Genomic DNA, 14,793 nt, shown 5'->3' on the forward strand with positions numbered 1-14,793 from the left:
GTTGGCACCACAAACAACTATAGCCGAAAAAAAATCTAACGGGATAGTATACACACACATGACGAACTATAACGCCCTTTAATCTTCAGGTACTGCGGAACAACAGTAAATGACATGCTAGAAATCATCTACAAAATTTTTATTCATTCACCAAATCTATCACCAAATTTATATTTTTTCCTTAACGCGCGCTTTTCGGCCTTGCAAATTTCGTAGATAATACAGTTTTGCACGTCGCACATTTCCTCGACGTTTTACACTAATAGAAGCGATCAATGGACTGTACAATTGAAAAACGCGTTCGACACCCTCTCCGTGGGAAATTTTCCGTACAGTAAAAGACGAATTGAGTCCACGATTACGGCGAGCGATTACTATTCCTTCGAAAGCTTGCAGTCGTTCTCGATCGCTTTCTTTTATTCTGATGTGCACTACAACATTATCTCCAGAACGAAAAAGAGGTATGTCCTTATCCTGCATTTGTTCTTGTTCCAAAATTTGGATAATTTTTTTCATCCTTTAATATTCCTTTTTTTTAGATTTTTAGATTCTTGTTTAGATTCTTTAATAAATTCGTCAAGTAATTTTTGTTCATCCTTACTTAGAGAGCGCTTCTCCACAAGATCTTGATGTCGCCTCCAAGTTTTACCTAGTGCTTTTTTAAGTCGCCAACGATGGATTTCCGCGTGGTTGCCACTGAGCAATATTCTGGGAACTTGACGATCTGCTGTTGTTTCTGGTCGTGTATATTGAGGGAAACCTAACAATCCAGAAGTAAACGAGTCTTGTAATACAGAATTTGTATTTTTTAAAACTCCTGGAAGTATACGAGTTAAAGCATCAATTAGAACCATAGCCGGCAATTCTCCACCACTGACAACATAATTTCCAATTGACCATTCTTCATCCACTTCAGCTTCAAGCAAACGTTCGTCAATTCCTTCATAACGACTTGATAGAAGGATCATAGGTTTGGAATCTTGCGCTTGTTTCTTTATAATTTCTTGAGTCAACAATGTCCCTTGCGGAGAGAGATGAACAACTGTAGCATTTCCACCCAACGTCGATTTAGCCAATTTTATAGCGGAAGCCAAAGGCTCAAATTTCATAACCATTCCCGGACCACCACCATAAGGTCGGTCGTCTACCCTGCGGTGGATATCTGTAGCGTGTTCTCGTGGATTCCAAAAACGCAACGACAAAAAACCAAGTTTGAGAGCTCGTCCAACTATTCCATACTCAAGTGCTTCAAACATTCTAGGAAAAAGAGTGATAACACCAACGGCCAATCTTTTTTTTCTCTTTCTGTTAAAATCTATCTTTCTTTCCTCATCCAACTTCGTTCCCCCAATTTGCAATTTAAAAACGAAAACAAGAACAATATTTTAAGGTTGATTGCTTCGAAAAACTGCCCCATTTTTTTGACCGATCGGAAACAAAGATCATTTATACAAATATACATTTATATTATACAAATATACATTTATATAAATATATAAATCAAATTTGAGATTTTTTTAATGATTTCTCAAATTGTCTAATGAGATATCTAACTCGAAAGGATACTACAGCACCTTGTCGTATCCAATAATCGGCGCGGTCCTTCTTGACTTGAAACTGTACATCATTTTTTCTTGCTACGGGGTTGTAATAACCCAACTGTTCAATAATCCGACCATCACGAGGCATACGATTGTCAGTCACCACAATGTGAAAAAACGGATTTTTTTTCCTACCCCTACGGGCGAGACGAACCACTACCACTTCAATACCCTGTACTTTAGTTGTACAAAGCAGCATTCTATGAAAAATACCAGTAAGACGCAAGAATCGCAGTGTCAAAAATTCACAAAAATACAAAATCTTGATTTCTTTGCTTTGAGAAACACGGTAATCGAAAAATAAATCAATACCAAACAATGGCCGAATTTATATTTATTTGAGTATAGTACAAATACTCGCTAGTATGATTAGCATCACAAAAATTAAGATGTGAAAAAGTATTTAATATTAAAAGCGATTGGTTATCGATCAGATTAATATTCTATGAGTATGTTGGGAATCAGATTGTTTTCCTGATTTTAAAGAAAGCAGTTCTCTTTACTTATACGAATAGAAGAATTAATCTTTATTTTGTGAGAATCATTGTTCTTTTTTGTTGCGAGAGTACTCGGTTCTCTGTCAATTTTTGGGTCATATTTCGAGTCGTAGTATATGCGAATTGTTCTGTTAGGATTTCCTGGGTCGGGAAAGGGAACTCAGTCGGAATTGCTCTCTAGTCAATTGGGTATAGCCAGAATTTCTATAGGAGATGTACTACGAGCTGCTGTTGGAATACGGAACGATCTTGGTCTTAAAATAAAAAAAGAAGTAGAAGAAGGAAAACTGGTATCGGATGAAATTGTAGTAATGTTGGTAAGGAAACTCGTAAATTTACCCAGTTGTCGCAGAGGTTATCTATTAGATGGGTTTCCCCGTACCAAAGCACAGGCGGAGTCGTTACGCATACAGAAAATCAATGTTGATGGAGTGATCGATATCGATGTACCAGAGGAAGAAGTGATTGAACGTGTGGTAGGAAGATTGGTGCATCCCGCTTCAGGACGTACCTACCATCAAAAATACAATCCTCCAAAAACAATTGGTAGGGATGATATGACAAACGAACCTTTGGTACGACGAGCGGACGATTGTGAAAAGACAATTCGAAAACGTTTGTCTGTCTATAAACAACAAACTGGTATACTTAGTCAGTATTATTCGACATGGGCACAATCGGGTGATGTACAAGCACCAAGTTACTATCGTATATCAGGTCTTGGAACCATAAAAGAAGTGTGTGATCGAATTTTAAGAGTACTAAAAACTGATAGGAAGAAAATAAAATATAGAGAATTTTAAAAAGAGCATATTGGTGGCACGCCAATTATAATAGAATGTTATCGTCTTATTGGCAAAAATGTTTCCAAAAGAAATGCAAGGATGATTGTTGTACGTTGAAGAACAAAAAAAAGAGGTGTACGGTTATTTTCTAAAATAGAGTAAAATTTTGTTCTTCAATTTCGTCTAGCTAGAAGAAAAAGAAAACGAAAGTTGTCTAAATTAATTTAGAAAAACTAACTTAAGTGGTACCCAGTTTTGGTTTTTACTTTTTTGTTACTAAGAGGATAAATAAAGTTTTTTTATTTAAAGTACTCTAATGATTGTAACGGCGTCTTGGAAAGATACGGTAGAGCGTAATATATCCTTGACTTTATTCCCATCCAAAAGCATCACATGAGGATCGATGTGGGATTATGCATATAGAACACGACATAATCTTCTCTATCTTTCTTATTTTCTCTGGTGCGGCTGTTTTATCGACTTTTGCTTTGATGACTCATCAGTCGATGTTGGTGGCTTATATACTGTTAGGGATTTTGTTTGGACCGTGGGGATTAAAATTAATTTCCGATATCGATATGCTCAGAACAGTTAGCGACGTTGGAATTATTTTTTTGTTGTTCCTTTTAGGTCTTAATTTACCTCCACAGAAATTGATTACCACCTTTAAAGAAATTATATGGATAGCCTTTATCAGCTCGATCTTTTTTGCGGCGATGGGATATCTTGTCGCTTATCTTTTTGGCTATTTGACAGCAGAATGTTTGGTAGTTGGTGGTGCTGTGATGTTTTCCAGTACCATTATTGGAATTAAATTGTTACCAACTACAATTTTGCATCATCAGCACATCGGAGAAGTAATGATTAGTGTTCTTCTTTTGCAAGACTTGATTGCTATTGCAGTTCTATTTTTGTTGCATGGAGCTTCTCAAAAAGGTAGGGTTCTGGTTGATATTGGTTTGGTAGTATTAGGGTTTCCCGCTATTCTAGTTTTTTCTTATTTATTTGGTCGGCTTGTTTTGTTTTCTCTATTTTCTAAATTCAACAGGATTAAGGAGTATCTTTTTTTATTGGCAATTGGGTGGTGTCTTAGTATGGCGCAACTAGCTTCATTATTAGGACTATCAGGAGAAGTCGGTGCTTTTATTGCTGGAGTTAGTTTAGCTTCAAGGCCTGTATCTGTTTATATTTCTGAGAGTTTAAAACCAATACGAGATTTTTTTTTGGTTTTATTTTTCTTTTCTGTAGGAGCTACGTTCGACCTTAATTTTTTACCTGTTGTTATTGTCCCAGCTTTAATTTTACTCACATTGTTAATCGGAATAAAACCTTTAACGTACCGGATGTTATTACATTGGGTGGGAGAATCTAAGCAGATAGCCTGGGAAGTGGGTATACGTTTGGGTCAAATCAGTGAGTTTTCTCTAATTATTGCTTATATGGCTCTTAGTAGTCATATTATCTCGGATCGATCGGCCTATCTAATCGAAAGCGCTACCATACTATCTTTCGTTATTTCTTCGTACTGGGTAGTTATCAAGTATCCAACACCTTTGGCGATATCCGATCGTCTGCGCAGAGATTGAGGTTACATCACGATGAGTAACACTATAAAAATACACTAATTACAGCACAGAAAAAAGTAGTTTATGGATTTGATCGTCATTTTATTATGTTTAATAATACAGAAATGTTTGCATTTTAGCAGTTATAACAGCAGGAAAAGTCGTTGGTTTGACACTTATCTCCAATGGATAGAAAAGAAATATAGATATTCGTACTTTTGGTACAGAGTTGGTGGCATCGGTGTTATTTTACCGCTATTGGTTGTCTACATTCTGTTTGCCCTCTTTGTTCATTTTTTCTTGACGATAGTTGGTGATTTTTTTCTGACAGTAGTGATTTTGTGGTATCATACAGACGCACGTACTCTTTCTTTGGAAAGAGTGATTGATACGCCGATCGATGAGTTCCTGACTCGATCCTATCGGTTCGTCTTCGCACCGATTTTTTGGCTATTAGTTCTTGGATCAACAGGTGTAGTTCTTTACGCCCTGGTAAGGGATTTAAATCGCACTACAGAAGAATCTTCTTCAGAAGAAGATAGTTTGTTGTTCTCGGCAATTGGGATACAGAGCGTACTAGATTGGGGGCCTACACAACTGACTGGGATTACTTTTGCTCTTGTGGGTCGTTTTGCAGAAACGTTTGAACGGTGGTGTTTTCATATGTATACCGGGAATACTTCCGTCCAAAAGCAGATTGTTGAATGCGGGTTAATTGCGTCAGGCATCGAGAAGGATTATATGTTGCTTTCAGAAGAATTGGCATCTGTTACTATATTGATCAATCGAGCGTTTTGGATGTGGATTGTAGTAATAGCATTATTTACAATCCGATTATGATTATTATTAATAGAGGTGCTAGTTTTTCATTGTGTTGTGTAGAAAAATCTATTCTTAAGAGGGAAGACAATCACAATATTTTATATTTTGTAATTTTGTACAGGTTTGCAAGATGGAAAGAAATGTAAATTACCGCGATTCCGATCCAAAAGAATTCCAAGAATGGAATGAAGCTCTCGATTCAGTTGTCAGATACCAAGGTGTTGAACGTGCCCAATCTCTCTTGAAGAGACTGTGGACGCACGCTGCAAAAATTGGCGTACTTGTTCCTAACGATATCCACACTCCGTACGTAAATACAATTCCTGCTAGTGTAGAAACCACACTACCTCAAAACGAAATAAAAATTCTCCAACGAGTCACAAATTATATGCGATGGAATGCGCTCGCTATGGTGATGCGCGCAAGTCGAAAAAAACTAGGGTTAGGGGGGCATCTTTCCAGTTATGCTTCGATAGCGACTTTGATTGAAGTGGGTCTAAATTATTTTTTTCGTTCGAATGATTTAGTTTTTTTTCAAGGTCATTCATCAGAGGGTATTTACGCGCGTGCTTTCCTTGAAGGAAGGATCAGTACAGACGAGTTACTCCATTTCCGTGAAGAAGCTTTAGGGAAAGGGATCTCTTCCTATCCGCATCCGCACTTAATGCCTCATTTTTGGCAATTTCCAACAGTTTCAATGGGACTTGGCCCCTTGATGGGCATTTATCAAGCACAATTGTTGAAATATTTGCATCATCGAGGATTGATCGATACAACAAGACGAAAAGTTTGGGTTTTTTGTGGAGATGGAGAAACAGGTGAGCCTGAAACTTTGGGCGGATTGTTAGTAGCGAGTCGTGAGTGCCTTGATAATTTAATATTTATCGTTAACTGCAATTTACAACGTCTTGATGGTCCTGTTTCAGGAAATGGAAACATTATCCAGGAATTGGATGGAGTTTTTCGAGGAGCAGGTTGGCGAGTAATCAAGGTTATTTGGGGACATAATTGGGAACGGTTGTTTCAAAAAGATAAATCTGGTCTGTTGTTAAAATGCTTAAGCGAGATGGTGGATGGAGAATACCAAGCGTGTCGCGCAAAAGATGGCGCTTACTTACGTGAACATTTGTTTGGAAAATATTGTGGATTAAAGAAATATGTTTCTGATATGAGTGATGACGAACTGGAGCAATTAGTAGAAGGGGGCCACGATCCTCAGAAAGTCTATGCAGCCTATACAGAAGCGTTAAAAGAAACCGGAAAGCCGACAGTTTTGTTAATGAAAACTGTTAAAGGGTTTGGTTATGGTCAAGAAGGAGAGTCAAAAAATATTGCCCACAATCTAGGAGAAATTAGTGAAAGAGGTTTAAGGATGTTTCGGGATCGATTTTCTTTGCCCTTGTCGGACGAAGAGGTAAGAGATTTAAAATTTTATAAACCCGTTGAAAAAACTACTGAGTTACAATATTTGTATAAAAAACGTGCAAAATTAGGTGGTCCGTTACCAATTCGTGACGGCTCTTACAGTTCTTTAGAGATTCCAGATTTGAACTTTTTTGATCCGATTTTGAAAGGTACTGGTACGCGCTCGATTTCAACCGGAACAGTATTTTCTCGAATTATAGGGTTGTTGTTAAAAGATAAGAATATCAAAGAACGAATTGTTCCTATTGTGGCCGATGAAGCTCGAACTCTCGGATTGGAAGGCTTATTTCGTCAATCCGGTATTTATTCGGCAAAAGGGCAACAATATACTCCGGAAGATGAAAAAAAATTGGTATACTATCGTGAACATCAATCGGGACAGATGCTTCAGCAAGGTATTTCGGAAGCGGGGGCTATTTCCAGTTGGATCGCCGCTGCTACGTCTTTCGCTAACAATGGTTATCCACTAATTCCGTTCTACGTATACTACGCGATGTTCGGATATCAGCGTGTGGGAGATTTGGTGTGGGCTGCTGCGGATATGCAATCACGAGGTTTTATTTTAGGAGGGTTATCAGGAAAGACAACACTATCGGGTGAAGGATTACAACATCAAGATTCTCATAATTTGTTGATGTTTGGTATGGTACCTACTTGCCGAACATACGATCCCACTTTTGGTTATGAGTTGGCCGTAATTATTCAGGATGGCCTGCGTCGTATGTATCGAAATAAAGAGAATGTATTTTATTACATTACACTTATGAATGAAAATTATCAACATCCTCATATGCCTAATGGGATTGAAGAAGGCATTACTAAGGGAATGTATCTCTTTAAAGAAGGTAACAGAAAATTCTCTCGGTGTGTGCAGTTGTTGGGAGCAGGGGCTATTTTGCGAGAGGTCATTGCCGCTGGAGAAATTTTAGAACAAAAATTTAACGTAGCTGCAGATATTTGGAGTGTTCCTGGTTTTAATCTATTACGTTGTGATATTGAATCTGTAGATCGGTACAATCGTTTGCATCCGCAAAAAACTCCCAGGATGAGCTATGTGGAAAAATGCCTTAGTGACCGAAAAGGTCCGGTGATTGCTGCTACAGATTATACGAAATTGCTAGCAAATCAAATTCGTCAAGCAATTAAAAAACCCTATTATGTGTTAGGGACTGATGGATTTGGCCGTAGTGATTCACGATCTGTATTGCGAAACTTTTTTGAAGTGGACACTAATATGGTGGTATATACAGCGTTGAAAGCTCTATCGGATCAAAATGAGTTTACAAAGAACCGACTCGAGAAAATTATGCAAGAATTGGATGTTAATCCGGATCGACCCGATCCTTGGGTAAGATAGAAGGAGAGATCAGTGATAAATCCAGTAGAAAAAGTTTTTGTACCGGATCTTAATGGGACGTCCACAGTTGATGTCGTTGGAATACTAGTAGAGCTAGGCGATCGAGTAGAAAAAGAGGACGGTTTGATTACTTTGGAAGGTGATAAGGCTTCTATGGATATTCCGTCGCCGTTTTCAGGTAGAATCAAAGATATTAAAGTCAAGATTGGGGATAAAGTTAAAGAAGGAGATGAGATTTTAACTGTTGAGGTACAAGAAAAGAAGAAAGGAAAAGAATTTGGTAAACAAATCAGAGGAACTCTTAAAAATCGACAATTGGAAAAGAAAGAATCAAGGGAGAAGTCTCAGACAAAAGAAATTTCTTTAGGAAGTTCTGAAAACGGAAGTTTTAATCCTGCTGTTGTATACGCAGGGCCGGTCGTTCGTAGAATTGCTCGGGAATTTGGTGTCAATCTATCAGACATTAAGGGGACTGGTAAAAAAGGTCGTGTTCTCAGAGAAGATCTGCAAAAATATATAAGGCAACAATTAAAAAAATTAAAAATTTTCGAGGAAAAGAGAGAACTTCTAAGAAGTTTAGGAGGTTCGCCTTTTCTTGTACCTCATAAAATTGATTTCTCCAAATTTGGTCCTATAGAAAAAGAAGCTTTGTCTAAAATTAAGAAGGTTTCGGGTGTTAATCTTGCTCGAAATTGGACGACTATTCCTCACGTGACTCAATTTGGAGAAACAGACGTTACCGAACTTGAAAAATTTCGGCAGAATTACGCAGAAAAAAATAAAATCCGATTGACTCTTCTGGCTTTTGTCATCAAAGCAGTAATAAGCACACTCAAATATCTTCCTTGTTTTAATGCTTCTTTAGATTCTTCAGGAGAGTATCTGATTTTGAAAAGATACTTTCATATCGGTGTAGCGGTTGACACACCTAAAGGGCTAGTAGTTCCCGTTATTCGGAACGCGGACAAAAAGGGGCTGATTGAATTAGCCAAAGAACTGGATGATATTAGCACTAAAGCTCGTACCATCGGATTAAGTTTATACGATATGCAAGGTGGGTGTTTTAGTATTTCTAGTTTGGGAAACATTGGAGGTGCGTTCTTTACGCCAATTATTAATGCACCCGAGGTAGCGATTCTAGGAATCGCACAAATGCAATGGAAATCGATCTGTTCTTCTGACAACAGTATCTGTTGTAGAGCCCGACTTATGTTGCCGTTGAGTTTATCTTACGATCATCGCGTTGTAGACGGTGTTGATGGAGCGCGATTTATCGTTTATTTGTCAGAATGCTTATCAGACGTTAGAAACTTATTATTGTAATTTGTATTTAAAAACTACTAATGAGAGAAAAAGAGAGAAAAGAAAAAATGAAAAAGGAAATTAAGACCGAGATTGTAGTATTGGGTGGTGGCCCGGGAGGATATGCTGCAGCGTTTCGGGCTGCTGATCTAGGAAAAAAAGTCGTTCTGGTAGAACAATATGAAGCAATCGGGGGTGTGTGTTTACATGTTGGTTGTATCCCTTCAAAATCTCTATTACATATAGCTAAAATTATTGATGACATCAGTAATATGCAATCTTTTGGTGTAGATTTTGGAAAATCTGATCTAGACGTAAGAAAAATCTGCGAATGGAAAGAGGGTGTTATTAAAAAGTTAGCAATTGGTTTGAAAGTTCTAGCAAGAGATCGAAACATAGAGCTTATTACAGGTTATGGAAAGTTCGATTCTCTTCATGAGTTGTCTCTTGTTGGTACAAGAGATGTTGTTCATTTTGAGCAAGCGGTTGTTGCTGTAGGGTCACGACCGATAAAGCTTCCTTATGTTCCTAAAGATCCCCGAATAATGAATTCTACAGATGCGTTGGAGTTACAGGATGTGAAAGGGAATTTATTGATAATAGGAGCAGGAATTATTGGTTTAGAAATGGCTACAATTTATCATGCTTTAGGTGGAAAAATCAGCATAGTGGAACAAACGGACCGAATTATTCCTGGAGCAGATGCGGATGTAGTGCAACCTCTGTACCAATGTATCCAAAAAAATTATGAAGAGATTTTGTTGAAGACCACTATCAGAGAAATAGTGCCTAAAGAAGACGGATTGTACGTAACTTTCGATGACGACAGTAAAACTGTATCTAAGAGAACAAAAAAATATGATCGTATTTTGGTAGCTGTCGGTCGTTGTCCCAATAGTGGATCGATTGATGTAAAAAAGGCAGGGATTAGGATCGACGATAGAGGATTTATTTCAGTAGATAATCAGATGCGAACAAACGTTTCGCACATTTATGCCGTCGGTGATGTTGTTGGCCAGCCTATGCTGGCGCATAAGGCAACGTATGAAGGGCGACTGGCAGCTGAGGTTATATCCAATAAGAGGTACTATAATGACGCTCGTTGTATTCCGGTTGTGGCCTATACAAATCCTGAAGTTGCGTGGGTTGGTCTGACAGAAAACGAGGCAAGTAGTACAAACATCAGGTATAATAAAAGTATATTTCCTTGGTCAGCTAATGGTCGTGTTTTGTCCTTAGGTCGTAGTACAGGATTTACTAAATTGCTTTTTGATGAAAGTGGTACCATTATTGGAGGCGGCGTTGTTGGAATAAATGCCGGTGATCTGATTTCTGAAATAGCTCTAGCAATCGAAATGGGCTGTAATGCGGGGGATGTTGCGCTTACAATTCATCCCCATCCGACTCTATCGGAAACCATAAAGTCGTCGTGTGAAGTGTTTGAAGGAACTGTTACGGATTTATTCTCGAAGAGAGTGTGAGAGAGTGTGATTGTTTAATTGGTTGTTGGTGTTTCGGTCTTAGACTGTTACTTAAACTAGAGATTCGTTAGTCTGAGAGTGAAATTCAAATTGGTTAAGGATTGATACAAGATGGAAATATTCTTTGGTACTGGATAATCAAGCGATAACAAAAGCTCTTGAATCAGTTTCTGAAAATTACGAATCGGTAGGTATTTTGTGCGTCATTGCCAATCGACTTTTAGACCGGCTGGATTTTATTCGTCTTGATCCTGTTCGAGTAGTAGATTTTGGTAGTCGTACAGGCTATACAACAAGAGCTTTGTTGAATCGCTACAAAAATTCAGACGTTGTTAGTCTTGATTTTTCTCTTTCTTTACTAAAGAGTTCTAAGAAATGTTTTCGGAGTCGTCTGCCTAAAATGCTAGTGGCAGAATATACTCTTTTGCCTTTTTCAGACCAATCAGTCGACTTGATTTTTTCTAATTTGACATTCCAGTGGTCTTCGGATCTTCAAAAAACTCTTTTGGAATGTAAAAGAATTCTGAAACCAGAAGGGTTCTTATTGTTCAGCACTGTTGGGCCGGATACGTTGAAAGAATTGCGGGAAAGCTTTTCTGATGAAAAGCAACACGTCCACTCTTTCTACGACATGCACGATATTGGCGATATACTAACTCAATTACATTTCATTGACCCTGTTGTGGATGTAGATTATCTAACTGTCCGCTATTCTTCTGTTCTTCAGATCATAGTAGATTTAAAATCGATAGGTGCGCATAACGTCGCTCAGAATAGAGCCCGAGGATTAATGGGAAAGAGTCAATGGGAAAAAATGCTACAAGCCTATGAAAAGTACCGGGACGAAAATTGTCTCATTCCGGTAACAATTGAAGTTGTTTATGGCCATGCTTTTATCGGATGAGGATTGATGAGATCTACGATTGGATACACAAAGGTATTGGGCAAATAAAAAATTGGAGAGCGGCTGTTGATTATATTTACAATTTATTTAAATTTGATTCACAACAATTTGCTTTTGCAAAAATTTGGTTTGGTTTGGTGTGGTGGAGGTGGCGGGAATTGAACCCGCGTCCGAAAAATTTTCCACCTCCGACAACTACATGCGTAGCATCGCCTTCTGTGTTTGTACGACTAGAGTGCTCGACGAGCGGAACATATTGTGTAGTCGCAATCCCCATATGTTTTTAGCCAGATCCAAAATTCGGGGCATCTTTTAGATAGCGATCTTGTTGTGATTATGACCACTGCTCGGAAACTACAAGCAAATTCCGATTTGTGGATAGCTACCAATAAATTAAGCAGCTATAGCGTATTGTGTATCGTTTGCAGATATACAAAGTTGCAACTGAAAGATTTTACGAGCCTATGTTGCCGACTCGGCATGCGTCTTCGGCCTAAAATTTACGTCGAATCCTGTCACCCCCCTAAATTTTCCTCGATCCAGATCATAAGAACTTTATCTCCAAAAGTAAAGTCCATAACTGAAACAATTTTTCTCTTTTTTTATGTTATGCAGAATGCCCCCCTTCTGTTGACAAACTTTCTACACAAAGACATTATGTCTTTTGCGTTCCCATTCTCGACGTTTGATCGTTTCTCGTTTGTCGTACATTTTTTTTCCTCTCACCAAAGCAATTGTGGTCTTGATACGATTTTTGTACCAATGAAAATCTAGGGGAACGATGGTGAATTGTTTCTTTTGTACTGTATTAAACAACCTACGGATCTCATATTTTTTTAGGAGCAATTTACGTGGCCTCTTGGGATCGAATTTTACGCGAAGAGTTGTGTTAGATAACGGTGAACAATGCGATTCTATCAACCAAGCCTCTGCATTCTTAAGAGTAATATAACTATCTCGAAGTTGAATGTGTCCGGCCCGGATGCTTTTAACTTCCCAACCTTCCAGTACCAATCCCGCTTCTAATTGTTGTTCAACATAAAATCTATAAAGTATCGTCTTATTTAGGACAATCACATGGAGTGCTGATTTTTCCATACGCGCGATTATTCAATATTCAAAAAGAACATGAATTTCTTTTTCCAAATTGGAGATTTTACCATAAACAAATGATCAAACAGTTTTGTATACTGAATTTGAATATTGTATATCTTGTAAAGCCAGCCGCATATCTTCCTCTGTTGTCTCCTCTGTTGTGATAGATGTAAAATGTAGAATGGTCTTGTAAAAATTATGGTGTTTCTCCAGACAGTCTGTTGTAGACATTTGATGGATTATTTTCTACAGTAAGAAGATGATTACCGTTAGTGTTTGTTATGCTACACCTGAAATGCAAGTGGAGGTTCCACTAACAGTAGAGAGAATATGTACTGTAGCTGTAGCAATTAAACGATCAGGCATTTTACAACGATTCCCCGAAATTGATTTGTCTCGATCTTGTGTAGGAATTTACGGCAAACGCACTACCCCAGACACTGGGATAAAAGACGGTGACCGAATTGAAATCTACCGTCCTTTACCCTGTCTCTGATCTCAAGAAGACACAGACTACAAAAGAATTTCTTATTTGTTTTACCAACTTCTACTCATCAACCGTCGAAAAAACACGGATAATCTACGGAATTTTCTCTGCATTTGAACCAGTTTCCGTCAATACGAACATAAAATGTATAATTGTCAATCCTTTCCACTCCCCTCTGTATCTGTAAGGATAGATATAGGCCCCCTCCGCTAAAAGAATGGATGTCTGAAAACAAGGAAGGATTAGAATTTTAGAATTGTTGTTTATAGACACAGTAAAACTTGTTGTGTGTAGGTACCAAAATACGTGTAGATATATACTTCCACAAAATACAGAAGAGCTTTTACTGTTAGTAAACAATTTATGATATAGGTATGCTGTTTTTGTGATTGGTTATAAGGTCATTTTTCGGTATTGAGCTGATGATGTGTCATCCTCAAGTGAAGATGAGGATTTTGAGATGTTCAATTTTAGTGAAGATGTATTCTTTCTAGTCTCGTCTTTCCCAACCCAACTTACGACGCAGTGTATCATAATAATTGTAATCGTTTGGATGAATAAGATGCAATAAATACTTATATTTATGGATGCAAATATTGCTTCCCGTTGTTAATTCCGCTTGGTACTTTCCATCGTTACTTACAGACAGCGGCACTTCGTTTTGAGAAGAAATCTTTATTTTTATTTGGCTGTGAGCTTGAACAACGATAGGACGACTACTCAAAGTATGGGGAAACATTGATACTAGAGCAATAGCATCCAATTGTGGATGTAAAATAGGCCCACCACCTGATAGAGAATAAGCGGTTGATCCTGTTGGAGTGGTAACAATTAATCCATCAGCACATTGACTACATACGAAGTCGTTGTTTATCAAGATATCGAATTTGATCATTTTTGTGATTTTTCCTGAAAGCAATACAACATCATTAAGCGCAATTCCTTGAGTAATAATTTTTCCTTTGTACTCGACAGTCATTTCTAAAAGGAATCGTGTTTCCTTTTTGTAATTGCCTTCTAAAATGGTGTTAATCTTTAAGAGATTATTGGGAGTGATATCTGTGAGAAATCCGAGATTTCCTCGATTAATTCCTAGAACAGGAAGTTCTTGAGGAACAGCAATATGCGCAGCGTCAAGTAGACTTCCATCTCCCCCCACTACTACTAACAAATCCGCTTTTTCTTTCAATCGATGAGCTGGTAGTACAATCAAATCTTGGTTGTCTAACATATGAGCAGTGTGTTCTTCAATAAAAAGAATTCTGCCTAAAGATACAAGGTGTGTTTTTAGGGCCTTTAAAGTGTCTGAAACCCCTTCAACTCCTTTTCTTCCCATGAGCGCAATCTGGCGAAATGATGGATTGTTCATTTAAGAATTGAGAATAACTTTTTTAAAAAAAGAAAACCATCAAGTTGTATAGTGGGTTATCATGAAATTTGAAGTGGTGAATTAGTTGGAAAGTAAGTATTTT

The 14,793-nt window shown here is 37.8% G+C and carries 12 protein-coding genes, 1 other RNA gene and 1 pseudogene; 8 read left to right on the top strand and 6 right to left on the bottom strand.

Translation table 11 applies throughout. From position 1 onward, the window contains the following. Positions 1–168 precede the first annotated feature (168 nt). From rplS to rpsP, 3 genes are all read right to left on the bottom strand, one after another. Positions 169–516 (bottom strand): 50S ribosomal protein L19, encoded by a 348-nt coding sequence (gene rplS / locus EGQ50_RS01875; RefSeq protein WP_159748054.1) that lies wholly within the window; start codon positions 514–516, stop codon positions 169–171. Further along, a complete protein-coding gene (gene trmD / locus EGQ50_RS01880) occupies positions 513–1,289 on the bottom strand; it encodes a tRNA (guanosine(37)-N1)-methyltransferase TrmD (RefSeq protein WP_179958509.1) in 777 nt (258 codons plus the stop codon). The genes rplS and trmD overlap by 4 nt, the downstream gene beginning before the upstream one ends. A 211-nt stretch (positions 1,290–1,500) precedes the next feature. Further along, positions 1,501–1,800, bottom strand: coding sequence for a 30S ribosomal protein S16 (rpsP, locus tag EGQ50_RS01885; RefSeq protein WP_369692070.1), 300 nt, complete (start codon positions 1,798–1,800; stop codon positions 1,501–1,503). A 414-nt stretch (positions 1,801–2,214) separates the two neighbouring features. Here rpsP and adk point away from each other — a divergent pair, with 414 nt between their 5' ends. The 7 genes from adk (at position 2,215) to EGQ50_RS01920 (ending at position 11,739) form a co-directional block, all read left to right on the top strand. Then, entirely contained in the window at positions 2,215–2,901 is a 687-nt protein-coding gene (gene adk, locus EGQ50_RS01890) for an adenylate kinase (protein WP_159748056.1), read from the top strand. A gap of 395 nt (positions 2,902–3,296) precedes the next feature. Continuing rightward, complete coding sequence (locus EGQ50_RS01895) at positions 3,297–4,469, top strand: cation:proton antiporter domain-containing protein (RefSeq protein WP_159748058.1); 1,173 nt, start codon at positions 3,297–3,299, stop codon at positions 4,467–4,469. A 63-nt stretch (positions 4,470–4,532) separates the two neighbouring features. Next, positions 4,533–5,288 carry a regulatory signaling modulator protein AmpE gene (ampE, locus tag EGQ50_RS01900; protein ID WP_159748060.1) on the top strand — a complete coding sequence of 252 codons (756 nt, stop codon included), beginning with the start codon at positions 4,533–4,535 and terminating at the stop codon, positions 5,286–5,288. Positions 5,289–5,400: 112 nt separating this feature from the next. Then, entirely contained in the window at positions 5,401–8,052 is a 2,652-nt protein-coding gene (gene aceE, locus EGQ50_RS01905) for a pyruvate dehydrogenase (acetyl-transferring), homodimeric type (protein ID WP_159748062.1), read from the top strand. 12 nt (positions 8,053–8,064) lie between these two features. After that, a complete protein-coding gene (locus EGQ50_RS01910) occupies positions 8,065–9,375 on the top strand; it encodes a 2-oxo acid dehydrogenase subunit E2 (RefSeq protein WP_159748064.1) in 1,311 nt (436 codons plus the stop codon). A gap of 47 nt (positions 9,376–9,422) precedes the next feature. Beyond that, positions 9,423–10,835 (top strand): dihydrolipoyl dehydrogenase, encoded by a 1,413-nt coding sequence (gene lpdA / locus EGQ50_RS01915; protein WP_159748066.1) that lies wholly within the window; start codon positions 9,423–9,425, stop codon positions 10,833–10,835. Positions 10,836–10,959: 124 nt separating this feature from the next. Continuing rightward, entirely contained in the window at positions 10,960–11,739 is a 780-nt protein-coding gene (locus tag EGQ50_RS01920) for a methyltransferase domain-containing protein (RefSeq protein ID WP_159748068.1), read from the top strand. A gap of 140 nt (positions 11,740–11,879) precedes the next feature. Here the strand turns inward: EGQ50_RS01920 and ssrA are convergent. Together ssrA and smpB are read right to left on the bottom strand one after the other, a co-directional pair. Next, positions 11,880–12,262: a transfer-messenger RNA gene (ssrA, locus tag EGQ50_RS01925) on the bottom strand. 119 nt (positions 12,263–12,381) lie between these two features. Further along, positions 12,382–12,837, bottom strand: a complete 456-nt coding sequence (gene smpB / locus EGQ50_RS01930) for an SsrA-binding protein SmpB (protein WP_159748070.1) — start codon at positions 12,835–12,837, stop codon at positions 12,382–12,384. Between the two features lie 256 nt (positions 12,838–13,093). Between smpB and EGQ50_RS01935 the strand changes: the two are divergent. After that, a pseudogene (locus tag EGQ50_RS01935) lies at positions 13,094–13,318 on the top strand (RnfH family protein); the annotation flags it as partial. 493 nt (positions 13,319–13,811) lie between these two features. Here the strand turns inward: EGQ50_RS01935 and EGQ50_RS01940 are convergent. Next, positions 13,812–14,690 (bottom strand): NAD(+) kinase, encoded by an 879-nt coding sequence (locus tag EGQ50_RS01940; RefSeq protein WP_159748074.1) that lies wholly within the window; start codon positions 14,688–14,690, stop codon positions 13,812–13,814. Positions 14,691–14,793: the final 103 nt, after the last annotated feature.

It is taken from the genome of Coxiella endosymbiont of Amblyomma sculptum, from assembly GCF_009883795.1.
GTDB lineage: Bacteria > Pseudomonadota > Gammaproteobacteria > Coxiellales > Coxiellaceae > Coxiella.